Source organism: Cryobacterium sp. TMT1-62 (assembly GCF_004403145.1).
In the GTDB taxonomy this organism is placed as follows: Bacteria; Actinomycetota; Actinomycetes; order Actinomycetales; family Microbacteriaceae; genus Cryobacterium; species Cryobacterium sandaracinum.
On the sequence record NZ_SOGZ01000008.1, the window covers coordinates 1 to 23,147 of the forward strand.

25 protein-coding genes, 1 pseudogene and 1 riboswitch are annotated in these 23,147 nt (G+C 69.4%); of the genes and pseudogenes, 6 read left to right on the forward strand and 20 right to left on the reverse strand.

Annotated features, from left to right (window positions below; genetic code table 11):
* The 14 genes and pseudogenes from E3T34_RS02235 to E3T34_RS02305 form a co-directional block, all read right to left on the reverse strand.
* A pseudogene (locus E3T34_RS02235) lies at positions 1–916 on the reverse strand (hypothetical protein); the annotation flags it as partial.
* Positions 913–1,602: a C40 family peptidase gene (locus E3T34_RS02240; RefSeq protein WP_134342026.1), complete on the reverse strand. Its 690-nt coding sequence runs from the start codon at positions 1,600–1,602 to the stop codon at positions 913–915. The gene E3T34_RS02240 and the pseudogene E3T34_RS02235, both read right to left, overlap by 4 nt.
* Entirely contained in the window at positions 1,599–2,039 is a 441-nt protein-coding gene (locus E3T34_RS02245; protein ID WP_134342027.1) for a hypothetical protein, read from the reverse strand. The genes E3T34_RS02240 and E3T34_RS02245 overlap by 4 nt, the downstream gene beginning before the upstream one ends.
* The gene (locus tag E3T34_RS02250; protein WP_370247699.1) at positions 2,039–3,376 is read right to left on the reverse strand and encodes a FliI/YscN family ATPase; all 1,338 of its coding nucleotides are present in this window, start codon (positions 3,374–3,376) and stop codon (positions 2,039–2,041) included. Before E3T34_RS02250 ends, E3T34_RS02245 begins: the two co-directional genes overlap by 1 nt.
* A 705-nt stretch (positions 3,377–4,081) precedes the next feature.
* Positions 4,082–5,101, reverse strand: a complete 1,020-nt coding sequence (fliG, locus tag E3T34_RS02260) for a flagellar motor switch protein FliG (RefSeq protein WP_104099360.1) — start codon at positions 5,099–5,101, stop codon at positions 4,082–4,084.
* On the reverse strand, positions 5,098–6,693 hold the full coding sequence (gene fliF, locus E3T34_RS02265) for a flagellar basal-body MS-ring/collar protein FliF (RefSeq protein ID WP_134342029.1): 1,596 nt from the start codon (positions 6,691–6,693) through the stop codon (positions 5,098–5,100). The genes fliG and fliF overlap by 4 nt, the downstream gene beginning before the upstream one ends.
* Positions 6,693–7,025 (reverse strand): flagellar hook-basal body complex protein FliE, encoded by a 333-nt coding sequence (fliE, locus tag E3T34_RS02270; protein ID WP_104099362.1) that lies wholly within the window; start codon positions 7,023–7,025, stop codon positions 6,693–6,695. The genes fliF and fliE overlap by 1 nt, the downstream gene beginning before the upstream one ends.
* Positions 7,025–7,417 carry a flagellar basal body rod protein FlgC gene (locus E3T34_RS02275; protein WP_104099363.1) on the reverse strand — a complete coding sequence of 131 codons (393 nt, stop codon included), beginning with the start codon at positions 7,415–7,417 and terminating at the stop codon, positions 7,025–7,027. Before E3T34_RS02275 ends, fliE begins: the two co-directional genes overlap by 1 nt.
* Complete coding sequence (locus tag E3T34_RS02280; RefSeq protein ID WP_104099364.1) at positions 7,417–7,758, reverse strand: flagellar basal body protein; 342 nt, start codon at positions 7,756–7,758, stop codon at positions 7,417–7,419. Before E3T34_RS02280 ends, E3T34_RS02275 begins: the two co-directional genes overlap by 1 nt.
* A 263-nt stretch (positions 7,759–8,021) precedes the next feature.
* The gene (locus E3T34_RS02285; protein ID WP_134342030.1) at positions 8,022–8,369 is read right to left on the reverse strand and encodes a hypothetical protein; all 348 of its coding nucleotides are present in this window, start codon (positions 8,367–8,369) and stop codon (positions 8,022–8,024) included.
* On the reverse strand, positions 8,362–8,790 hold the full coding sequence (gene fliS, locus E3T34_RS02290) for a flagellar export chaperone FliS (RefSeq protein ID WP_134342031.1): 429 nt from the start codon (positions 8,788–8,790) through the stop codon (positions 8,362–8,364). Before fliS ends, E3T34_RS02285 begins: the two co-directional genes overlap by 8 nt.
* 11 nt (positions 8,791–8,801) lie before the next feature.
* Entirely contained in the window at positions 8,802–10,184 is a 1,383-nt protein-coding gene (gene fliD / locus E3T34_RS02295; RefSeq protein ID WP_134342032.1) for a flagellar filament capping protein FliD, read from the reverse strand.
* A gap of 156 nt (positions 10,185–10,340) precedes the next feature.
* The gene (locus E3T34_RS02300; RefSeq protein WP_194085914.1) at positions 10,341–11,186 is read right to left on the reverse strand and encodes a flagellin; all 846 of its coding nucleotides are present in this window, start codon (positions 11,184–11,186) and stop codon (positions 10,341–10,343) included.
* A gap of 84 nt (positions 11,187–11,270) precedes the next feature.
* Positions 11,271–12,137, reverse strand: coding sequence for a sigma-70 family RNA polymerase sigma factor (locus E3T34_RS02305; RefSeq protein ID WP_104099368.1), 867 nt, complete (start codon positions 12,135–12,137; stop codon positions 11,271–11,273).
* Positions 12,138–12,580: 443 nt separating this feature from the next.
* Here E3T34_RS02305 and E3T34_RS02310 point away from each other — a divergent pair, with 443 nt between their 5' ends.
* The 5 genes from E3T34_RS02310 to E3T34_RS02330 all read left to right on the forward strand — a co-directional run bounded on the left by E3T34_RS02310 (position 12,581) and on the right by E3T34_RS02330 (position 16,553).
* Positions 12,581–13,066 (forward strand): flagellar protein FlgN, encoded by a 486-nt coding sequence (locus tag E3T34_RS02310; protein ID WP_104099369.1) that lies wholly within the window; start codon positions 12,581–12,583, stop codon positions 13,064–13,066.
* A gap of 10 nt (positions 13,067–13,076) precedes the next feature.
* Complete coding sequence (flgK, locus tag E3T34_RS02315) at positions 13,077–14,543, forward strand: flagellar hook-associated protein FlgK (RefSeq protein ID WP_134342033.1); 1,467 nt, start codon at positions 13,077–13,079, stop codon at positions 14,541–14,543.
* Positions 14,544–14,546: 3 nt separating this feature from the next.
* Complete coding sequence (gene flgL, locus E3T34_RS02320; RefSeq protein ID WP_134342034.1) at positions 14,547–15,437, forward strand: flagellar hook-associated protein FlgL; 891 nt, start codon at positions 14,547–14,549, stop codon at positions 15,435–15,437.
* Positions 15,434–15,844, forward strand: coding sequence for a flagellar assembly protein FliW (locus E3T34_RS02325; protein WP_134342035.1), 411 nt, complete (start codon positions 15,434–15,436; stop codon positions 15,842–15,844). The genes flgL and E3T34_RS02325 overlap by 4 nt, the downstream gene beginning before the upstream one ends.
* A 76-nt stretch (positions 15,845–15,920) precedes the next feature.
* Positions 15,921–16,553 carry an NUDIX domain-containing protein gene (locus E3T34_RS02330; RefSeq protein ID WP_241977319.1) on the forward strand — a complete coding sequence of 211 codons (633 nt, stop codon included), beginning with the start codon at positions 15,921–15,923 and terminating at the stop codon, positions 16,551–16,553.
* A gap of 118 nt (positions 16,554–16,671) precedes the next feature.
* On the opposite strand, the gene E3T34_RS02335 is transcribed toward E3T34_RS02330, so the two are convergent.
* Positions 16,672–17,043 (reverse strand): VOC family protein, encoded by a 372-nt coding sequence (locus tag E3T34_RS02335; protein WP_134342036.1) that lies wholly within the window; start codon positions 17,041–17,043, stop codon positions 16,672–16,674.
* A 619-nt stretch (positions 17,044–17,662) separates the two neighbouring features.
* Here E3T34_RS02335 and E3T34_RS02340 point away from each other — a divergent pair.
* On the forward strand, positions 17,663–18,970 hold the full coding sequence (locus tag E3T34_RS02340) for a DUF222 domain-containing protein (protein WP_134342037.1): 1,308 nt from the start codon (positions 17,663–17,665) through the stop codon (positions 18,968–18,970).
* A gap of 184 nt (positions 18,971–19,154) precedes the next feature.
* Here the strand turns inward: E3T34_RS02340 and E3T34_RS02345 are convergent, their stop codons facing one another.
* The 5 genes from E3T34_RS02345 to E3T34_RS02365 all read right to left on the reverse strand — a co-directional run bounded on the left by E3T34_RS02345 (position 19,155) and on the right by E3T34_RS02365 (position 23,141).
* Positions 19,155–19,478 (reverse strand): multidrug efflux SMR transporter, encoded by a 324-nt coding sequence (locus E3T34_RS02345; protein ID WP_134342038.1) that lies wholly within the window; start codon positions 19,476–19,478, stop codon positions 19,155–19,157.
* Between the two features lie 12 nt (positions 19,479–19,490).
* Positions 19,491–19,554, reverse strand: a riboswitch (guanidine-III (ykkC-III) riboswitch).
* 63 nt (positions 19,555–19,617) lie between these two features.
* Positions 19,618–20,181 carry a Fe-S cluster assembly sulfur transfer protein SufU gene (gene sufU, locus E3T34_RS02350; protein WP_134342039.1) on the reverse strand — a complete coding sequence of 188 codons (564 nt, stop codon included), beginning with the start codon at positions 20,179–20,181 and terminating at the stop codon, positions 19,618–19,620.
* The gene (locus E3T34_RS02355) at positions 20,178–21,494 is read right to left on the reverse strand and encodes an aminotransferase class V-fold PLP-dependent enzyme (protein ID WP_134342040.1); all 1,317 of its coding nucleotides are present in this window, start codon (positions 21,492–21,494) and stop codon (positions 20,178–20,180) included. The genes sufU and E3T34_RS02355 overlap by 4 nt, the downstream gene beginning before the upstream one ends.
* A gap of 55 nt (positions 21,495–21,549) precedes the next feature.
* Entirely contained in the window at positions 21,550–22,326 is a 777-nt protein-coding gene (locus E3T34_RS02360; RefSeq protein ID WP_134342041.1) for a sulfate/molybdate ABC transporter ATP-binding protein, read from the reverse strand.
* On the reverse strand, positions 22,323–23,141 hold the full coding sequence (locus tag E3T34_RS02365; RefSeq protein ID WP_241972988.1) for an ABC transporter permease: 819 nt from the start codon (positions 23,139–23,141) through the stop codon (positions 22,323–22,325). The genes E3T34_RS02360 and E3T34_RS02365 overlap by 4 nt, the downstream gene beginning before the upstream one ends.
* Positions 23,142–23,147 lie beyond the last annotated feature (6 nt).

Below are 23,147 nucleotides of genomic sequence, written 5' to 3' on the forward strand. Positions count from 1 at the left end.
GCACGAGCAGGGCGGCGGGCGCCGAGGCTTCGGCCTGGTTCAGGTTCACGGTGGCCGCGCGGTCACCGGCGACGGATGTCCCTGCGGCCGCGCCGAGGCCGGTGGGCGCCGTGAGGCCCGTGGGCGCCGTGCCCGCGACAGTCGCTCCGGCGGAAGATGCCGTCCCGGCTACGGGCCCTGCGGTGGCACCGGGCCCTGCGGCGGTGACGGGCGCTACGGCGGCGGGTGCTACGGCGGCGGGTGCTACGGCGGCGGGTGCCGGTGGCACCGGCATCGGGGCAGCGAGAGTCCCGGCCGGAAGCGCGGTACCGCCAGCGGCGTTCGCTGCGGTGAAAGTGTTGGAGTCTGCGGCGGACGTCTCCGTGGAGTCTGAGTCGGCTTCGGATTCGGTGGCGGCGATGGTGGAAGTCTCGGCGGTGCCGGCGGTGCCGGCGGCGGCGGTCGGGATGGTCACGGCCTCGGTCCCGACAGAGTCGGCGAGGGCAGCACTGTCGGCTCCGGTGGCTATCGCCCCGGCGGCTTTCGCACCGGTCGGCAGTGGCGAGAGGCTGAACCCGGCGGGAGGCAGGATGGCGCTCGGCTGCTGGTGCTCCGGGGCCGGCGCCGCGCCGGTCAGGGCGTTCCTCAGATCAGTGCTCGGTCCGGAGGCCGGTTCGGCGGTGCGCTCCGAGGTCGGCTCGGGAGCCCGGGATGAGGTTGACGCGGAACCCGGCGGAGACGCGATCGCGGAGGTGCGCGGGCCCGCGAGGGTGCCCTGCAGCACGGACGCGAATGAGCCGGCACCCGGGCGGGCACCCAGGGGGCCACGCGAAGCCGAGGGGGAGGCGGCGGCGGAGGAGGCGGATGAGGACGCGGATGCCAGCGCCTGCGCCGCGGTGTGGTGCGCCGGCGCCAGCCGGACGGACGTGGCGCTCATCGGGAGGCTCCGTTTATGAATGAGGCCAGTGCGGCGCTGAGCTGGCTGCCGGCGGCTGACGAAGCGGAGGCCGTGCTCGAGGACGCCGGGCTCGCGGTGGCGGCCGGGGCATCCGGAATCACACGGCGGATGGTGTCGATCTCGGAGTCGTCCATGTAGGCCTCGACCAGTGAGACCGTGCGGCCCTCGTAGGGCGCGTGGATGACCTTGTTGTCGCCGGCGTAGATCAGGATGTGCTCGCCGCCGCCGGTGACGATCAGGTCACCGGGCTTGGCCTCGGCGAGGGAGCCGACCTCGGTGCCGATCTTCATCTGACCCGACACGAGGCGCGGCACGTCTATGCCCATTTCGGCATACACGGTTTGCACCAACCCGGAACAGTCCATGCCGCTGGCGTCTTCACCGCCGAAGACGTAGGGCACGCCCAGGTACTTCTTCGCGGCGTCGACCACGTCGGCGCCGGTGGCCCCACCCGGGTTCGGTGCGGCCGGGCCGACCGCGGCGGCGCCCGACGCCGACGCGAGGGCGTCGGCGAAGGTGTTCGCCGAGGTGCTCGCGCCCGCACCGGCGGTGGCGCTGCCGGCTGCGGCAGTAGCCTGCGCCTTCTGGGCGTTCGCCCCGGCCGAGAGCTGTACGAGTGTCGCCTGGATCTCGCTGACCCGGCTCATCGCCGCGATCATGGTCATCGCGGGTCACCGCCCGCGCCCCGGTTGCGGTGCCAGCCGGTCGACGCAATCTCGTCGAGGATGGTCTGTTCGCGGTGCAGGTCGTCGGCCGCGACCAGGGCTCCGTGCCGGCCCTCGAGCTTCTCCAACCGCACCGTATCGGCACGGGTCGCTTCGAAGGCGACCTGCGCCTCGCCGACGGCAACCTGGTAGTTGCGGCCGAGGGCCTCCATGTCGGCCAACATGCTGTGCGCCGAGGCGCGGGCGGAGGCGATCGCCGACAGCGTGTCAGCCCCGCTGGCCAGACTCGGCGCGTGCCGCAGGGTGGCCCTGGTCGCGGCCCGGCGAGCCGCGTTCGCCTGAACGACGGCGTTGGCCTGGGCCAGGTCGCCGGCGGCCTGGTCCTGCTGCAGGTGCCGTAGCCGGAGGAGCCCGGCCAAAGCGAAAGTGCGTTTCATCAGAGCGCCCCCAGCGTTCGAGTAAGTGTCGTGAGTTGGTCCCAAGCGAGCGGGGCCGAGGTCTGGTCGTCCATGCGCTGCTGGAGGAACGCGTTGATGGCGCCCTCGTTGTCGACGGCGGCGTCGACCAGCGGGTTCGTGCCCCGCCGGTACGCGCCGACGTCGAGCAGGTCCTGCGCGGTGCGGCGTGCGGCGAGCACCCGGCGCAACAGGCCGGCGACCTGGTTCTGCTCGGAGCTGTTGACCCGGGAGGCGACACGGGAGATCGAGGAGAGCGCGTCGACAGCGGGGAAATGGCCGAGGACAGCCAGTTTGCGGTCGAGTACGACGTGTCCGTCGAGGATCGAGCGGGCGGCATCCGCAATCGGTTCATTGTGGTCGTCGCCGTCGACGAGCACCGTGTAGACGCCCGTGATCGACCCGGTTTCGTCGGTGCCGGCCCGCTCGAGTAGGCGGGCGAGCAGGGAGAAGGTCGAGGGCGGATAACCGCGGGTGGCGGGGGGTTCGCCGACCGAGAGGCCGATCTCGCGCTGGGCCATCGCCACCCGGGTGAGTGAATCCATCATCAGCATCACGTCGGCTCCCTCGTCACGGAACGACTCGGCGATCCGGGTGGCCAGGAAGGCGGCGCGCAGCCGCATCATGGCCGGTTCGTCGGAGGTGGACACGACCACGATCGAACGGGCGAGCCCCTCGGGTCCGAGGTCGTCTTCAAGGAATTCGCGCACCTCGCGGCCGCGCTCCCCCACCAGGGCGATGACCGAGACCTCCGCGTCGGTGCCGCGGGCGATCATCGAAAGCAGCGAGGACTTGCCGACGCCGGAGCCGGCGAACAGGCCCATCCGCTGTCCCTTCCCGACGGTGGTGAGGGTGTCGAGCACGCGCACACCCAACTGGAGCGGCGTCTGGATGCGGGAGCGGGCCATCGCGGAGGGGCTGTCGTGATCGAGGCCGACGAACCGGGCACCGGAGAGAGGGCCTTTGCCGTCGATGGGCCGGCCGAGGCCGTCGATGACGCGCCCGAACAGGCCGGCGCCGGTGGGCACGAGGTGCGGGGTTCCGTCCGAGCGCACGGGCGCGCCGATCCGAATTCCGGTCATCCGGCCGAGCGGCATGCACCGGATGCCGCCCTGCGTCGTGGCGACCACCTCGGCGTCGATCTCCCCGCCGTCGCCGACCGTGACCAGATCGCCGATCGCGGAATTGAGCCCGCGCACCTCCAGACCGAGACCGACGATCGAAGAGACGACGCCCACCCGCTGGGGCCGCGCGGCGTCGAGGGCGGAGCGGATCTTTCCCGCGCGCGGACGCCAGGCGGGGGCCTGCGCCAGGGTCACGACCGGGCTCCGGTGAGGGCGGCCTTCGCGCGGGTAAGCGCGGTGCCGATCCGGGCGTCAAGGAATCCATCGGGGAACTCGGCGATCGCGTCGCCACGGGCGAGGTCGGCGTCCGCCGTGAAGTCCACGCCGGCATCCGCGCGGGTGATCAGGTCGATCAGAGCAAGGTCGGCGGGGTTCATCCGCACGGAGTGCGGGCGAATGGTACCGAGTGCGCCGGTGGTGACGGTCGCACCGGTCACTCCGGTCGCGAGGGCGCGGCCCAGTGCGGCCCGCGCCGAGGCGTCGGCGTCGCCGAGTGAGTAGCCGAGGATCGCTTCGGCCAGCTCCAGCGCGGTCGCGACAAGGGTGTCCTCCGCCTCCTGGATCACCGGAACGGTGCGCTCGTGCAGCGCGGCGGCGGCGGCACCCAGCAGCGCGACCGCCCGGTCGATCCGCGCCTGGCCGATGGCACCGGCGGCGGCCTGCTCGGCGTCGAGCCGCGCGATCCGGGCATCCACCTCGGCGGCGGCCGCCCGGAGTCCCGCGGTGTAGCCGGCGGCGTGCCCCCGGGCCCGGGAGGCGTCGCCGCCTGCGTCCCGCTCGCCCTGCAGGCTGGGGAAGGTCACGGCGGAGAAGTNCCGGGAGGCGTCGCCGCCTGCGTCCCGCTCGCCCTGCAGGCTGGGGAAGGTCACGGCGGAGAAGTTCGACCGGGCGGTCGCTGCGTCAAACAACATAGTCGTCCTCCTCGGCACGTTGCACGGTGATGCTCCCCTGCGCCTCGAGGTCGCGGATGGCCCGCACGATCGTGGCGCGCGCTTCCTCGACCTGCGACACCCGCACGGGCGCCATGGCTTTGACCTCGTCGTCGAGGATCTCCCGGTTGCGCTCGGACAGGTTGGTGCGAATGATCGAGACCACAGCGTCCGCGGAGCCCTTCATGGCGATGGCGAGGATGCCCGCGTCGATGCCGCGGAGCACCTGCTGTACGTCTCGGTTTTCGAGCTTGACGATGTCGGCGAAGGTCAGCATCCGTGACCGGACCTCTTCGGCCAGGGCCGGATCGCGCGCATCGAGGGCTTCGAGAAGGGCGCGTTCGGTGGCCACATCGGCCCGGTTGATGATCTCGACGAGCGGCTGGATGCCGCCGACGATCTCCACCGAGTCGCGGGAGGAGGCGACGGCGCCGACCCGGGCCTTGAGGGTCTCGGTGACCACGCGCACGGCCTCGGGGGTGGCCGTACCCATGCCGGCGATGCACTGCGCCACCTCCGCGCGCAGGTCGGCGTCGAGGCCGCCGAGCACGGCGGAGGCGTGCCCGGGGCGCAGGTGCGCGAGCACGAGCGCGATGGTCTGGGGCAATTCGCCGTCAAGCAGGGTGAGGATCTGCAACGGCTCGGCGGCGTCGAGAAACTCGAAGGCCTTGCCGGCCATCGACGAGGCCACCTTGACCATGACGCCGGCCGCTCGTTCCGCGCCGAAGGATGCCTCAAGCAGGCCGATCGCGTAGGCGTGACCGCCGCGCCGGGTATGGGCACCCTTGACCGTGAGTTCGTGGAACTCCAGAACGGTGGTTTCGGTCACCTCCGGGTCGACCCGGCGCAACTGCACCATCTCCGCGGCGATATCGGCCGCCTCGGCCTCGGTGAACTGCTTCATCACTTCGGTGGCGCGCTGGTGCTCCATGCTCATCAGCACCACGGCGACCTTCTGCGTGCCGGTCAGGGCCGGCTGGGCGTCGATCATGCGGGCTGCCGGTCATCCATCAGGCCGCGGAGGTATTCCGCGGTCTTCGCAGGGTCACGCTGAGCGAGTGCGTCGATCTCCACCCGCATCCGGTCGGAGGCCGGCGGCAGATAGGCCACGGTCGGGGTGGGGTCGATCATGATCGGCGCGATCGGGGCGCTCAGCGGGAACGGCACCTCCGGCACGGACAGCGCGGGCCGGACCTCCATCATTTCGTCAAGCTCGATGGACTCGCGGCTCTGGCGGCGCGAACGACGCGCGTAGAGGATGAGCCCCAGCACGAAAGTGATGACAATCCCCGCGGTGATGATGGCGATGCGCATGATCTCTGCGAACCGGTCGGCGGCGGCCGCCGCTTCGGTCGCCGCGAGGGCCGCGGCGGCATCCTCTGCCGCGCCGCCGTTGAAGCTGACTACCTCCACGGTGACCGCGTCGCCGCGCTGCACGTCGATGCCGGCGGCCGAGGCCACCAGCGAGGTGACGTCGGCGACGTTGAGCTGACCCACGACGTCGGCGTTCACGGCCACCGAGACCGTCTGCCGGTTGATCTCCCCGGCCGGGATGGTGCGGGTCTCGGTGACCTTGTTGACCGCGTTGTTCTTGGTGGTGTCCTCGGAGGTGAAGGTTCCATCGCCCTCGGTGCCCGCCGGGACGGCGATGTTGTCCGGGCCGAGGACGCCGGCCGCGGAGCCGCCGGAGCCCGTGTACGACTCGGTTTTGACGGCCTCGTTGAGGGCCGGGGCATCCGTCGGGGTGGTGAACGATTCCTCGACCCGCTGGGCCGACTGGTAGCTCATGTCGGCGGCCACGACGACGGTGGCGTTGCCGGGCCCGACGACCTTGTCCAGCATGGCCTGCACGGCCCCCCGCACGCGGTCCTCGTAGGCGCCGGCCTGCTGGTCGGCGGATCCGGTCGCTCCCACGCCGACCGCCGAGAGCACGACACCCGTGGAGTCGATGACGGCCACGTCGGTGGGTGCCATCCCGGCGATGGAGGCCGAGGTGAGGTGCACGATGGACTGCACCTGGTCGGCGTTCAGGGTGCTGCCGGTGGCCGTCTCCACGAAGACGGATGCCGTGGGGTCGCTCTGCTCCGACGCGAACACGGTCTCTTCGGGGATCGCCAGGCGCACCGAGGCGTTCTTGACGCCCTTCATGGCCTTGACGGTGTTGGCGAGTTCGCCCTCGAGCGCCCGCTTGTAGGTGACCGACTGCTGGAACTCGCTGGAAGTGACACCCATGGTGTCGAGCAGCCCGTAGCCGCCCGTGCTGGAGGACGGCAGGCCGGCTGCGGCGGCCTTGAGGCGCTCGTCGTAGACGTTCTGCTGCGGCACCAGGATCGTCGCGCCACCGTCGCTGAGCTCGTAGGCGACGCCGTCGGTGCGAAGCTGCTCGACGATGGTATTCGCGTCGGAACCGCTCAGCCCGGAGAACAGGGGCGTGAAGGCCGGCTTGGTGGCCCACATGCTCAGGGCGGCGATGCCCAGGGCAAGCACGGCGACGCCGATGATGGCGACCGTGCGCTGGGCGACGGAGAAGGACCGGATGCTCTGGCCGAGGCGTGCGAAGGCCGACGTGATCGGGCGCGGCATCAGGCCTGCATCCTCATGATCTCGTTGAACGCGTCGACACCCTTATTGCGCACGGCGGCCACGAGTTCGAGGGTGACCTGGGCGCGAGTCGAGGCCAGGGTGGCCGAGTGGATGTCGGTCAGGTTTCCGGTTACGGCCTGCACCGTGAGGGTGTTGGAGGTGGCCTGCAGCTGCTGCAGATTGTCGACGGCGCCGACCAGGGCGCTGCCGAAGGCCGAACCGTCGGCGCCCTGGCTCCCCGGGGTTCCCTGCACACCCTGCAGGCCCTGCACGCCGGAGAGGTATCCCGTGCCGGTCACGGACTGGATCGGGTTGATCGAACCGATGGTCATCAGGAGCGTCCAATCTGGAGTGCGGCTTCGTAGGTCGTCTTGGCACGGTCGACGACGGCGGCGTTGGCCTGGTAGCCGCGCTGCGCCATGATCAGCGCGCCCATCTGCTCGGCCATGTCGACGTCCGGGCGGCGCACGTAGCCGGCCTCGTCGGCGAGTGGGTTGCTCGGGTCGAAGGTCAGAATTCCCTCGGCGTCGCCGAGTGCCGTCCCGGCCGCATAGGCTCCGGTGGTGCCTTGGCCGGCCTGGGCGACGATGTAGCGCGCCTGGAAGGCGTCACCGTCGGTGGCGGTGACCGTGTTGGCGTTGGCGATGTTGTCCGCGACGGCGTCGAGCCATTTGCGGTGCAGGGTGAGGCCGCTGCCGGCAATCCCGATGGCGTCGAGGGTCATCAGCTGGTTCGCATCGCGGAGCGCATGGCCGTGAACGGTCCGTTGACGGCCTGCGCCGCGAACTGGTACCGCAGCACGGTGTCGATGTTGGAGAGGGTCTCGGTGTCGAGGTTGACGTTGTTGCCGTCGAGGCGGGTGGGCTCGAGGGAACTGGCGGTGGTGGCGACAGTACTGCCGCTGCCGGCCTGCACAGACTGCGCCAGGGCATCCTCGAACGCCACACGCTTGGCGTGGTAGTTCGGCGTGTTCACGTTCGCGATGTTGTTCGCGATGGTGCGCTGGCGCAGGGCCAGCCCGTCCAGCGCGCTGGAGAGCGCCGTCATGGTCACGGATTCAAACACGGATACCCGATTCGTCGGCAAAACGAGGGCGGCCGATCCGTGGCCTGTGGTCGAGCAATCCCTGCTCGCTCCTAGCTATCGGCCGGTGGCCGAGGCGCGTAAGGAGTTGTCGCGGAACTTCTTTCCTCACGTTTTCGAGCGGAACCCCGCAACTGTTGTCGAAACGGACAACTGTTGCCCGCGCACGGGCAACAAATGTCCGAGCGGGCAACAGTTGGCCCGCAGCGGCGGTAGCCGGCAACGGGCGCGAGGTGGGCGGGCAGTCAGCCGGCTATGTCGAGGTAGACGGCCTGGTCGGTGTGCTGGGCCGAGATGATGGTGCGCACGGCGGCGAGGTGCACGCCGGCGGAGCGCCGGGCATCCTCGATCTCGCTGATCAGTTCGAGCTGGCCGGAGAGCAGGCGCCGGGCGCGCGTCTCGAGGTCGGCGGGCAGCTGGCCCAGGTGTTCGGGCGCACGCCACTGCACGCCGGTAGAGAAGCGCTCCCCCGGGCCGGCCAGCACGGCGTCGCGCGCGCCCGAGCCGAGGCTCGACTCGAGCTGGTCGAGCACATCCAGCCACTCCTGGCGGTCGTTCGCAGATTCGTGGGTGTCGAGCAGAACCCTAGGCAAGACCGTACTCCCCGCCGGCACGCGCCGCGCTCTGGGCCGGCAGCAGCTCGGCCGCTTCGTGCCAGGTCTGCCGCAGCGGCTCGAGCAGGGCGATGGCCTCCCGGGTGCGGGCGACGTCCCGATAAATGTTGGCGCTCATCAACGCGTTGGACACGTAGGTGTACAGGGCGAACAGACCCTCGCCGCCCTCCCAGGCCTCCACGTTGAGCGAGGTCGACAGTTCGGAGACGATCGCCTGGGCGTGCAGGAGGTGCTCCGAGGCGACGGCCCAGTCCTCGATATTCTGGGCGATCTCGGCGCGGCCGAGGTCGAGCAGCAACCGGTCGTAGAGCATCGTGAGCAGGCGCACCGGCGTGGCCGAGAGCACCGCTTCGCGGTTCAACTGTGCGCGCCGGGCCTGTGCCCCACCCATCATGCTCATAACAGCCATCATCATCCTGTGCTCGAGGTCGGGAGCCCGGCAACCTGGGCACTCAGCCACGAGGACTGTGCTTTCAGGGCGCTGAGCTGGGTTTCCAGTGCGGTGTAGGTGCTCTGCAGGGTCGCCCGGCGGGTGGCCAGGCTGCGGTCCCAGTCGGCGATGCGGTCGCCTAAGTTCTTGACCGTGGACTGCTGACCGGTGATCTTCGCGGTGATCTGACCGTCGTATTTGTCCGAGGCCGATGACGCCGCTGCTGCGACGCGGGTCGCGATCTCCTGCACTGCTGCTTTGACGGTTACCGGGTCCTTGGCGAGGGCCGCGGCAAACTTGGCCGCGTCGAACTCCATGGTGCCGGATCGGGTGATGCTGATGCCGTACTCCGACGGCGAGTGCCCGTTGATCGGTGCCGAGGCGGCCGTGAGAATGCGCTGCTTGACGTCGCGCACGGTGCTGTCGCTGGTGAAGATGCCGGCCGACAACACGGCGGCCCCCGACGCGTTGGTGCTGTTGACGACCGCGGACTTGGTGGAGATCAGCGCGAAGACGCCGTTCAGGGAGCTGACCAGACCCGAGGCCAGGGAGCCGATCTGCGCGTCGTCACGAGCGACCTTGATGGTGACGGGGTCAACGGAGACGGCGGATACCGTGATCGCGACGCCGGGCAGCAGGTTCGCGAACGTGTTGGTGGCCGAGGTGATCGTCTGGGCGGCGGTGCTACCGGCCCACAGGGTGACGCTGGCGTCCTGGGCGGTGCGGATGACGGCGGCACCCGCGGCGGCCAGCAAATCGGGCGCGCTGTTCGCCGTGACCTCGGCGGCGGTGCCCTGATAGACACTGAAGGCCTTGGCCGCACCGGAGTCATTCCCGGTGAACTGGAGCCGGTACTGAGCGACGCCGCCGGCATCCACTCCGGACGCGACCTTCGTGGCGGTAACTCCGGTGTTGGCGGCGTTGATGGCCGTGGCGACGGCGTCGAGAGAGGTCGAGCTGACGGAGATCTCGGTCGTGACACCGCCAGAGACGATGGTCAGCATGGCCGGGTCGGCGGGCCAGGCGGTCATGGCCGCGGAGACGCCGACCTGGCTGCGAGCGAGGTTGGTGACGACGACGTCGAGTTGCCCGGCGCTGGCGTTGGCCGAGACCGCCGTTGTGACGGTGGGAGAGGTACTGGTGGCCGAATAGAGGTCGAGTGCGGCCGGCTTCGCGGCCTTGCCGGCCAGATCGGCCAGGCCGGCGATCTGGGTGTTGAGGCCCTGCAGCGCCGAGATCAGGTTCTGCGACGAGGAGACCTTGGCCTTCAGCAGCGTCTGCGGAACGGCTTCGACCTGCATCAGGGAGTTGATCAGGGAGGTGGTGTCGAGCCCGGAGACGAGTCCGTCGATGGCGTTCGTCATGTCTTCCCCTCCTTACGTTTCTGCGATCAAGCTGGATGGTGCGGGTGTAAACGTGAATGGCTGGCGGCGACCGAGGGATGAGGTCCAGTTCATCTCTTAGGTCACCACCAGCCATAGTTCACCGTGCGGTTTCCCGAAAGGTTCAGCTACTCAGGGTTAGCGGAGCAGCGACAGCACGCCCTGAGCGGACTGGTTGGCCTGCGCGAGCATGGCGGTACCGGCCTGCGAGAGGATGCTGGAACGGGTGTACTTGACCATTTCCTCGGCCATGTCGGTGTCGCGGATGCGCGAGCCGGCAGCGGTGAGGTTCTCCTTGGAGACGGCCAGGTTCTTGATGACGCTCTCGAACCGGTTCTGGTTCGCGCCAAGCTCGGCGCGTGACGTGGACACGGCCTTGATGTTCAGGTCCAGTGCGGCGATGGTGGACAGGGCCGTTGCTGCGTCCTTGAAACCGTCAGTCGCTGCAGTTCCCAGCACCTCAATGGCGGCACCGATAGTAGACACGTTCGTGAGATTCACAACAATCTGGTCGGTTGCAGCGACGCTGCCAGCGCCGACCTGGAAGGTCAGCGACGCCTTGACGCCGTCGAGCAGGGCCGTACCGTTGAAGTTGGTCGAGGCCCCGATACGGGTAAGTTCCTTGCCCAGGGCAAGAACCTCGGTCGTGATCGCGGTACGCGAATCGGTGTTGTTCGAGTCGTTGCCGGCCTGGACTGCGAGGTCACGAACGCGCTGCAGGATCGAGGTGACCTCGTTCAAGGAGCCCTCAGCGGTCTGGATGACCGAGATGCCGTCCTGGGCGTTGCGGCTGGCGACCGTGAGGCCACCGACCTGCGACTTGAGGCCCTCGGAGATGGCCAGGCCGGCCGCGTCATCCGCTGCGCGGTTGATGCGGAGGCCGCTGGAGAGCTTCTCCAGGGACTTGGACATGTCGTTCTGCGTGGCGGCCAGGTTGCGGTACGTGTTGTTGGCCGCGAGGTTGGTGTTGATCTGCATACCCATGATGAAATCCTCCGTGATTGGGTGGTGAACGCCAGGCCATCCATGGCCTGACACAGTGAGCTATCGGCCTCTGCTGAGACCGCGTTAGCCGTTGATCGAAAAAACTTCCCGGGTGTCTGAACCGGCAGGATCGGCAGCATCCGTCGACCCGGCGGCGTACGCCACCCCGCTCGCGGTGGCGAGGCCGAGCATGGCCTGGTCGGCGAGGCGGGCGAGGTAGGCGCTGCGGCGGGCCGGCGCAATGCGGGACTCGGGAACGTATTCCACCTCGGCGTCGTCGGAGTAGTGCGTGCCCAGGCCGTCGCGGAGCAGACGGATGGCCTCCGCCCGCTGCTGAGACACCGCCGAGTGGGTGATTCCGAGCTCGACCGCGATCTCCTTGACCGAGCGGTCGTCGAAGTAGACCTGCTGCACGATCACGCGCATCTTATCCGGCAGTGCCGCGATGGCGGCGTGCAGGTAGGCCAGGCGCTCGGCGGAGAGCAGCGAGTCGCCGGGGAGTTCGGTTCCGGAAACCAGGAACTCGGCGGTGGCGTCATCGAGGGTCGAGACGGTGCGCTCGGAGTCGGACAGGCCGGCGATCGCGGTCTCCCGGTCGACGCCGAGGGCGGCGGCGACCTCGTCGACGGATGCCGCGCGGCCGAGGGCGCCGGCCAGCGTCTGCTGAACGGCACGGGTCTCCTTGATGCGGCGGCGGGCCATCCGAGTGGCCCAGTCATTGGAGCGCATCTCGTCGGCGAAGGCGCCGATGATGCGGCGCCGTGCGAACGCTCCGAACGGAACGCCGAGGTCGGCGTTGAAGGCATCCGCCGAGGTGATCAAAGCGAGAGCTCCGGCCGAGGCCAGGTCGTCGCGGGAGAGGTGCCGGGCCTTGGCCCAGGTTTCGGATACGAGGTAGCCGACGAGCGGGAGGTTGTCGATCACCAACTGGTTGCGTTCTGCACGATTCACACGGAACTCCCTGAGTGCTTGACACCTGAATTGTCCCGATCGATCAGGCAAGGGCCTGGTCGAACGAGTGGCCGGGTAGGCACGGGGACGTTGCGAGAAAGCGGGGGATGTGATGCAGGGGTTCGGGGCCCAGGCCACAGAACTTCGCGGCCATGATTAAAACGTAAAGGCGCGGTCGGTGGCCGAATGCGCAACGGTGCCCCCACAACGGGGCCAGGCACCCCCACATCGGGGCGGATCACCCCGCAACGGGGGCCAGGCATCCGGTGTCTGCCGGAATCGTGTCCTCCCTTTAGTGGACACCTTCAGTCTCGGCTGGCAGTCTGAATCCACACCGTGGCTAACCGGGGGCCGTCACCTGCCGATAGTCGTAGTAACAAGCCGTTGACCTGCGCGATTTTGCGCGGACCGGCCGCACCAGACGACAGGCAGTTGGAGGAGACGTGGGCGCCAATGAACTATCAGCGTTGCTGTGGCGCGAGCGGGAGCTCCTCGAACTGCTCGTCTTCAAACTCGACGAGGAACAGCTGCTGCTGACCAACGGCAAGACCCGCTGGCTGCAGCAGGGCACCCGTGAGGTGGAGCAGGTGCTCGGCCACGTTCGGGATGCCGGCCTCGCCCGCTCGGTCGAGGTTGCCGCCGTCGCCCTCGATTGGGGAACGGCCGAAGACGCCACCCTGCGCGAGCTCGTGGCTCACGCCCCCGCCGGCCCGTGGTCCGAGATCATGGCCGCGCACCTCAAGGCGATGGGTGAACTGACCACGCAGATCAAGGAACTGCGCGACGCCAACGAGCAGCTGCTGCGCTCCGCCGTCCGCTCCAGCCAGGAGACCCTGGCCGACGTGCGCGCGAACACTCAGACGTATGACGCCACCGGGGCCGCCGGTGCGCGCCCCACCGGCTCCCGACTTTTCGACCAGATTCTGTGAGGGTGCCGCGATGAGCACCTTCGGAGGACTCAACACCGCCTACACCGGCCTGGTCGCCGCCCGGCAGGGTCTCGACGTCGTGGGCCAGAACATCGCCAACGCGAACACGGAGGGGTACACCCGGCAGCGGGTGACGACTTCCGCGGTAGACGCGTCGACCCGTGTGGGCCTGATGAATTCCGGGGTGCGCCCCGGCCAGGGTGTCAGCGTCGACGGAATCGCCCGCCTCGGCAGCGCGTCGCTGGACGCCCAGGTGCGCGGCACCGCCGCGGTCGCCGGCTACTCCGCGGTGCGGGCGAACGCGCTGAGCGCCGTCGAGGCCTCGCTGAAGGAGCCCGGCGAGAACGGGCTCTCCGCCCAGCTGCAGGAGTTCTGGGCCGGCTGGCACGACGTGGCCAACGCCGCCGGTGAGACCGCGCCCGCCGGGGTGCTGCTGGGCCAGGCCGGCGCCGTCACCACCCAGATCAGGCAGGGGTACCAGGCGGTCGCCGCGAAGTGGTCGTCGGAACGCGGAAGCGTGGACACCATGGTCGCCGAGATCAACGGCGCGGCCGCCCAGGTGGCCGAGCTGAACGCGCGCATCCGTCAGTCGATTGCTGGCGGCGGAAACGCCAACGAGCTGATCGACCAGCGCAGCGGTCTCACCACGACCCTGGCCGCCCTCACCGGCGGCACCGTCGTCAACCGCCCCGACGGCACCGTCGACGTGCTCGTGGGCGGCAACGCGCTGGTCACCGGCGACACCGCCCGCCCACTCGTTGCGCTCGGTGCCCGCACCCTCGACGGTCCGAACGGCCTCACCGACCCGGTCGGCACCGCCGGGCCCGTGCGCGTGGAGTGGGCCGACCGCACCGGCGCGATCCCCGTCGACGGCGGCGAGCTCGCCGGCGCGCTCTCCCTGCTCACGAAAACGGATGCCGCCGGCACCGGCGGCGCCCTCGCCGAAGCCGCCGCGGCGTACAACTCCTTCGCCACGGGCCTGGCCGCGAAGGTCAACGCGATCTATTCCACCGGCGACAACTCGACCCGCCCCGGCCCCTTCTTCGGCTCGGCGGGCACGGGACCGGCCGCGCTCGGCCTGTCCGTCCTGCCGACGAACGCCGCCGAGCTCTCAACCGGGCTCACCGCGAACGGCGCCCTCGACGGCTCCATCGCCGACAGGATCGCCCAGCTCGGCGCCGGCACGGTCGTGGACGCCGCGGGAAACCCGGTGCGGTCCCCCAGCACCGACTGGTCGAACATTGTCACCTCGCTGGCCGTGACCACGAAGAACGCGCTGCGCCAGGCATCCCTCGCCGACCTCACCTCGACCGCCGCGGTGGGCGCTCAGCTCTCGAACTCCTCCGTCGATCTCGACGAGGAGAACGTCAACCTGCTTATGTTCCAGCACGCGTACCAGGGCGCCGCCCGGGTGCTGACCGCCGTGGACGAAATGCTCGACACCCTGATCAATCGCACCGGATTGGTGGGAAGGTAACCCATGATCGCCCGCGTCACCTCCCAGACCCAGATGCGCTCCGCGCAGACCAATCTGCAGGCCAACCTCGCCCGGATGGCGCAGTTGCAGGAGCAGGCCACCACGCTCAAGGCCATCGCCCGCCCCTCCGACGACCCCGCTCGGGCAGCCGATTCCCTCACCGTGCGCGCCGAGCAGCGCGCGGTCACGCAGTACGCCCGCAACGCCGACAACGGCGACGGCTGGCTCACCACCGCCAGCATGGCACTGGCCGAGGCCACGAACCTGCTGAACCAGGTGCGCGACCTGACCGTGCAGGGTGCCAACGACGGTGCTCTCTCCCCCGCCGCGAAGGAGGCCATCGCGGCCCGCCTCGACGGCCTCACCCAGAACCTGCTCGCGCAGGCGAACGCCGACTACCTGGGCCGCAGCGTCTTCGCCGGAAATTCGGATGCCGGGCTCGCCTTCCGGGACGACCCCGACTTCACCTTCACGGGCACCGCGACCGCGAGCGTCGACCGCCGCATCGGCGCGGACACCACCGTGAGGGTCGACGCCGACGGCGCCGCAATCTTCGGCACGGCTTCGAATTCGATTTTTGCTCTGATCGGCACCATCGCCGACGACTTGCGCACCGGCACGAACGTGGGTGCCCACCTCACAGCCATAGACTTGGCAATGAAGACCGTGCTCACGGCGCAGACCGATGTCGGTGTGCGTCAGGCCCAGATCCAGAAAGCCGGGGAAGCACTCGTGCAGCACAAGGGAAATCTCGAGGCCCAGCGGGCCGGAATCGAGGATGTCGACCTCGGCCAGGCCATCCTCGACCTGAAACTGCAGGAGGTCACCTACCAGGCGGCCCTGTCGGTCACCGCCCGGGTGCTCCAGCCGACGCTGATGGACTTCCTCCGATGAGCGCCGTTTCGACCGCCGGCACCGTGACCGCCGCCCTGAGCTTCGTGTCCCCGCCGCCCGGGCTGGACCCGCTGACCGAGTTCAGCCTGACCGAGATTCCCGGCGCCGACGGCCTGTTCTCGCTGCAGTCCGCAGAGGACCAGCGAACCCGTCTGTTCGTGCTCGACGCATCCGTCTACTTGCCCGACTACTCCCCCGTGATCAGCGACGAGCACGCGGCATCGCTCGACCTGACCGGGCCGGATGACGCGCTGCTGCTCGTGGTGACGAACCCCGGCGAGGACGGAACGACCGTGAACCTGATGGCGCCGATCGTCGTCAATGCCGCCACCGGTCGCTCGGCGCAGATCATCCTCGACGGCCAGGACTGGCCGCTCCGCGCCGAGCTGGGCGCCCACTCGGCCTGAGCGGACGGCTCACCCTGCCGGCTTGGCGACCGAGTGGCTGCACTGCTGGGTGTCGCCCGGCGGATAGCCTTCGGATATGACCCAGGGCATCGATCTGCATTCCGGCGCAGACCACCTCCCCGCAGCACTCGACGTTGAGACGCTCCTGGCCGGCTGGATGCCGGTCGACCCGGCCCAGGCCCGGTTGCGAAGCGAATATATCGACTTCGTGCGGGCGGGCCGCGGTTCTGCGCTCGACCGCGACGGCGGCGCCGAGCATCTGACCGCGAGTTGCTTCGTCTTCACTCCGGACCTGAGTCGCGTGCTGCTCTGCTTCCATAAAAAGGGCCGGTTCTGGGTGCAACTCGGCGGGCACATCGAGGCATCCGACCTCTCCGTGGCCGCGGCCGCCCTGCGCGAGGCCCGCGAAGAGGGCGGCATCGCCGAACTCAGTCCTCTCGACGGCCGACTCGTCGCCGGGACCGGCGACCCGTTGCCGGTCGACGTGCACCGGCACGCGCTCAGTTCGCGGTTCGGGCGCTGCACCACGCACTGGGACATCGGTTTCGCGGCTGTCGCACGGGCCGATGCGATGCCCGTGACGAGCCACGAGAGCGAAGACGTCGCCTGGTGGCCGACGGATGCCCTGCCGCAGCAGGTCCCGCAGGGTTTCGGCGACCGCCTGGCCGTGGTGCTTCGCGAGTTGGCACACCGGCTGGGCGCGCACTGAGTACGCGCCGAGCACGCACCGGGCACGCGCCGAGCACGCGCCGAGCATGACGGCCAAGCGAGGGACCGGGCGGCGCCTCCGCGCCGCCCGGGATCGGTGAGTGGGGTGACTGGGGTGGCTAGATCGTCTGCGAGATGCAGATGAAGTTGCCTTCGGTGTCGCGGAACCAGGCCGATTTTATGTCTTCGGCCGTGACGACCCCCTTCACCGTCTTCATTCCGGGGATGTCGAATTCCTCGAAGACGACTCCGCGTTCGCGGAGCGTGCTCATCTCGGTGTCGAGGTCATCCGTGATCCAGCCCATCTGGGCGTTCTGGGCCGTGCCGGCATTACTGGTCTCGTAGATCTCGAAGACCGATCCCGACCCGACGTGATACACGAGGACTCCCTCGTTGGTTTCGTCGGGGTCGAGGACAAGCGCGTCGTGGTAGAACGACTGGGCTCGTTTGAGGTCCGCCGCCGGTAACACGGTGTGCAGTTCTTTCATCATTGTGAAACGCCTCCTTGGTGGTGCAGGTGATTCGTGGCGCGTGTGGAGGGGTAGACGTTGAAGCCGCCGCGTATCGGGCATCCGGCGCCGCACTGGATGTCGATCAGGGCGTGCTTCCGAGGCGGAGAGCCGACTGTCGGTGAAGCGGTGAGCGCGAATCGTGGCCGGAACTCCTCGCCCAGCAGGGGTAGGTTGACCACCCCGGCGGGCGTTGACTTTTCGCTTTTTCCACCTCAAACATACGCCGAAGGCCCGCCCGAGTGAAGAGCCGTTTCCGATAGCCAGCCCCGGTGGTCAGCCCGGTGGTCGAGCTTGTCGAGACCCGGTGCGTCGACCTCCAGAGGTTCGCCGGGGCATCCGTCGCGGTCGAATTCGCTGACCTCGGAGATTCTCGCGACACGCCGGGCAACCGGCGACCACAACCGGTGTTTTGCCAGAAATCTCCGCGTTTACGTGACAACGGATGCGTGCCGCCGGCCCAGTAGCGGATGCCCGCAGCGGGCCCCGGGCGCGTTGCTCTGCTCCTCCACAATACGGGTATGATCGGGTTATCCACAGGGTACTGACGGGTGTCGATCTGGCCCCACGAATGTCAGTGGCCGCCCGTAACGTGTGACTCATGAAGCCCTCCTACCGTGAGCAGCTAGAACGCCTGGGTCGTCACTTCGATGCGATCCGGGAGACGCAGGCGGAGTCCGCCCGGGTCGACGCCCGCCTGGCCGAGCAGGTCGATCAGGCCCGCCGGTTCGCCGAGGTACTGGCCCTGGACGCGGTCCAGGCAGCCAAAGACAAGGCTCGGGAAGGTCCTCCGGCCATATCCGGGGTCACGGCCGGGGTGCCTCGTGCCCGGTGGGATGCCGCCATGGTCGCCAAACGGGAGTTTGTCACCGAGCTGGCGTGCACCCTGCGGCTGCCGGTGCGCTCGACCGAGACCCTGATCGCCGAAAGCCAGACCCTGATGAATGAGCTGCCCGCCACCCGGGCCGCGCTGCAGGACGGGTCGATCACGTACCGGCACGCGCAGGCGATCATGAACCAGGCCTGGTCACTCCCCGCCGAGGCACTGGCCGGGTTCGAAGAGGCGCTGTTGAAATCCGCTCCGCACCTGACCGTGGCCAACCTGAAGTACAAGGCACGCGTCATGCGGGAACGGCAGCACCCGGAGTCGATCACAGCCCGGCACCAGAAATCGGTGGCCGACCGCAAGGTGGTCTTCGAGCCGGAGCCCGACGGGATGGCGTCGCTGTACTGGTTCGACTCGGCGGAGAAGGTGAAGGCCGGGTACGACCGCCTCACCGTGATGGGGATGAGCCTGCAGGGCCCGAACGAGACCCGCGCGTTGACGCAGCTGCGGGCGGACGTCTTCGAAGACCTCATCCTCGACGGGGTCACCGCCTCCGGGGTGGGCAAGGGAATCCGGGGCTCGGTGCACGTGACCGTCCCGGTGATGACGCTCCTCGGCCACTCCGAGGAACCCGGGCACCTCGAGGGATACGGACCGATCGACCCCGACACCGCACGCGAGATCGCGGCTCGGGCACCTCGAGGGATACGGACCGATCGACCCCGACACCGCACGCGAGATCGCGGCTCGGGCACCCGGCTTCATCCGAGTCCTGATCCACCCGGAGACGGGAGTGGTGCTCTCGGTCGGGCGCACCCGCTACAAGGTGCCGAAGGAACTGCGACGGTACCTCCGGGTGCGAGACGAAACCTGCCGGTGGCCGGGCTGCCGCCGGGCGGCGACACAGTGCGACATCGACCACACCCTCGACTGGCAGTTCGACGGGCTGACGGAGCACGACAACCTGGCGCATCTGTGTCCGGCCGACCATGCGCTGAAGTCAGAGACCCGGTGGACCTACATGCACCTGCCGGACGGCACGCTGAAGTGGACATCGCCGACCGGGCGCACGTTCATCAGTGAGCCGGCCACGGGCATCCGTGCGCCGGAGCGTCGACCGAAGCCGGGGCCGCATCCGGGGCCGCCGCCGAGGCCTTCATCTGACGCGAGGTCTCGGCCACCCGAAGCGGACGAGCCGCCACCGTTCTGATGTTCCACCGTTTTGATGCCCTGATGCTCGCAGCGTCGGACGCGCTCAGCGACCGACTCAGTGCGCGGCGTCGACGAATTTCAACCCGACGACGCACCCCACCAGGCCGAGGATGAGCACAATCTTCAGCAGGGAGGCCGGCTCGGCGCCGAAGACCATGGCGTAGAGCACGGTGAGCGCCGCGCCGATCCCGACCCAGACGGCATACGCGGTCCCGGTCGAGATGTCCCGCATGGCAAAGGCCAGCCCGCCCATGCTGAGCACGAGCGCCACCGCGAACACGACGGATGGCCACAGTCGGGTGAACCCGGCCGACTTACCGAGCGCCGTGGCCCAAACGGCTTCCAGGACCCCGGACACAATGAGGATGATCCACGACATGACAACAGCTCCCGTGGCCAGTCTTGTCGCGTGCCGGGTACTGAACCGTCGTCCGGAGCCGCGTCGCGCGGCCTCCGACCACCCTAGCCTCCGAGCCTGCGCGATCCCTGCGCAGACCTACACAAGCCCTACACGAGCCCTACCCCGCGAGCAGAGCCGCCTCGAACGCCACCCACGGCAGCATCGCGCACTTGACGCGGGCCGGGTAGCGGGAGACGCCGGCGAAGGCGGCAGCGTCACCGAGCACCTCCTCGTCGGGCTCGATCGTGCCGCGCGAGCGCAGCATCTCGCGGAAGGTATTCAGCACGGCCCGCGCGGTGGCGACGTTCTCGCCCCGCACGATGTCGTGCAGCACGGATGCCGAGGCCATCGAAATCGAGCATCCGTCGCCGGCCCAGGCGAACTCCTCGATCACGACATCGTCGGCAGGCTCGCCGGCCGACGCGGGCGAGCCCCCGGATTCACCGGCACGCCAGCCGATGCGCACGGTCACCTCGTCCCCGCAGGTCGTGTTCACCTGGTGCGACTCCGTCACGCGCAACCCGGAACCCGCACCGGCAGGAGAAGCAGCGCCAAGAGAAGCACCGGCAGCAGTCCCGGCTGCCTCGAGCGGTGGCAGCCCCTCCGCCGAGGCACCGTTCCGGGACTTGGCGTGGTCGAGGATGATCTGCTGGTAGAGCTGCTGCATGGCACTTTGGGTCATGACTTCACTCCGAAGAACGGGGCAACCTCGGCCAGGGTCGCCAGGAACCGGTCCACCTCGTCGGTGGTCGTGTACAGGTAGGTGCTCGCCCGCGTCGACGCGGTCACGCCGAGCCGGCGGTGCAGCGGCTGGGCGCAATGGTGCCCGACGCGCACCGCGATACCGGCCTCGTCGAGGTACTGACCGACATCGTGGGCGTGCACCCCGGCCAGGTCGAAACTGGCCAGACCAATGCGGTCGACTCCGGCCGGCGGCCCGAGCAGACGCACCCCGGGGATGCCGACGAGCCCAGCCACGAGGCGCTGCCCCAGTTGGGCCTCGCGCGCGGCGATGCGTTCCATCCCGGTCTCGGTCAGGTATTCCACCGCGGCGGCCAGGGCGATCGCCTGGGAGATGCGCTGGGTACCGGCCTCGAACCGCTGCGGCGGGGCGAGGAACTCGGCGGTGTGCATGTCCACGGTGGTGATCATGGATCCGCCGGTGAGGAACGGCGGCATGCCCGCGAGCAGCTCGGCCTTGCCGTAGAGCACACCGATGCCGGTCGGGCCGAGCATCTTGTGCCCGGAGAAGACGGCGAAGTCCACGTCGAGGGCGGCGACATCCACAGGCAGATGCGGCACCGACTGGCAGGCGTCCAGCAGCACCAGCGCGCCCACCGAGCGGGCCAGAGCTACGACCTCGGCGACCGGGTTGATCGTGCCCACCACGTTGGAGGCGTGCGTGAGCGCGAGCAGGCGGGTGCGGGCTCCGATGACTCCCGCCGCCGCGGCCAGGTCGAGCGTGCCGTCATCTAGAACCGGGATGAACCGCAGGGTCGCGCCGGTACGCAACGCGAGCTGCTGCCACGGAATCAGGTTGGCGTGGTGCTCCATCTCGGTGACGACGATCTCGTCGCCGGCGCCGAGTGAGAATCGTGTCGCCGCGGGGCCGCCGAGGCCGAGCGACGCGTTGGAAAAGGCGTAGGCGACGAGGTTGATGCCCTCGGTCGCGTTCGACGTCCAGACGATCTCGTCGGCCTTCGCCCCGATGAACGCGGCCACGGTCGCCCGGGCTGCCTCGAACGTCTCGGTGGCTCCGAACGCGAGCGTGTGGGCCCCGCGGTGCACGGCTGAATTGCGCTGCTCGTAGAACTCCTGCTCGGCCTCCATGACGCTGAGCGGGTTCTGCGAGGTAGCGCCCGAGTCGAGGTAATTGAGCGGATGCCCATTGACCAGTTGATCGAGGATCGGAAAGTCGTTGCGGATGCGGTCGACTTCCTCGTCCGTCAGCGGGCGAGCCATCGCACGGGTGGACGGTGAAGCGGAAGACGTCATATCATCCAGCGTATTCCCTCCCCCGGGCAATGCACACCGAACTCTGACAGGGGTTTCACGGCGAGGCAGACAGGTCGAGCCCGAACGTCAGGGCCCGGGTGAACTCGGCCTGCGGGTGCGCGAACACCGAACGGGTCGGCCCCTCCTCGATGATGCGCCCGCCCTGCAGCACAATCACCCGGTCGGCCAGCGCGAGGGCGTCGAGCGGGTCGTGGGTGACCAGGATGACGGACCGATCGAGCAGTACCCGGTGCAGCAACTGGCGCTGGGCGGGCACCGCCGCCACATCCAGCGCGGTCATGGGCTCGTCGAGCAGCAGCAGCCGCGGACTGGCCGCGAGAGCCCGGGCCACCGCGACCCGCTGGGCCTGGCCGCCGGACAGCATCCCGGGCCGCCGGTCGGCGAAGTCGGACACCTCGGCGGCGGCGAGCCACTCGTCGGCGAGAAGTCGTGACGCAGCCCGGGATTCCCCCGCGCTGCGCGGCCCGAACGCCACATTGTCGCGCACGTTCAGGTGCGGGAAGAGCAGCGGCTCCTGGGCGAGCAGCACCGTGCGTCGGGCGTGCGGCGGTGTGAAGATGCCCGGCCGCCTACCATCGGCACGGTCTGCACCGCCGGCACGGTCTGCACCGCCGGCCGCCAGATCGAAGAAGACCTGCCCGTCGAGGGTGGCCCGACCCGAATCGGGCCGCAGCAGACCCGCGCAGAGCTCGACGATGGTGGACTTGCCGGCCCCGTTGGAGCCGAGCAGCGCCACCGTCTCGCCCGGCGACACGGTGAAGGCGACCTCCAGTCCGCGCCGGCGCATCACGGCGGCCAGTTCGAAGGTCACGAGAGTCCGCGCGGCCGGTGGGTGGCGACCATCACGATCAGGGCGACGGCCACGAGGAGGAGAGCCAGGGCGACGGCCGCATCCGCATCCGTTTCCCGCTGTAGGTAGATCTCGAGCGGCAGCGTGCGGGTGACCCCCTGCAGGCTGCCGGCGAACGTGAGGGTCGCCCCGAACTCACCGAGCGCGCGCGCGAACGCGAGCACCGCGCCGGAGAGCAGACCGGGCAGCACCAGCGGTAGCGTCACCCGCCGGAAGACCGTGCCGGGGGTGGCGCCGAGCGTGGCGGCGACCGCCTCGAAGCGCGCGCCGGAGGCCCGCAGGGTCGCCTCCACGCTCAGCACCAGGAACGGCAGCGCCACGAAGGTCTGCGCGAGCACGACGGCGGTGGTCGAGAACGCGATCTGGATGCCGAGCACCTCGAAAGTCTCGCCGAGCAGGCCGCGGCGCCCGAAGGTCGACAGCAGGGCGATACCGCCCACAACGGGCGGCAGCACGAGCGGCAGCAGAACGACGGCGCGCACGAGGCGTTGTCCGGGAAACCGGCTGCGGGCCAGGCCGAGAGCCATCGGCACGCCGAACAGCAGGCAGAGCACGGTGCTCATCATGGCGGTGCGCAGGCTGAGCAGCAGCGCCGCGACCGCCGCTTCGGAGGTCACGAGCGCACCGAACCGGGACCAGTCAACGCGCAGGGTCATGCCCACGATCGGCAGCACGATGAACAGGACGCCGAGGGCAGCCACGAGGAGGGTCCAGCGGGGCACGCCGAGGGTGACCCGGCCGTCGTGGGGGCCGGTGTGGGAGTCGGAGCGACTCACCACCAC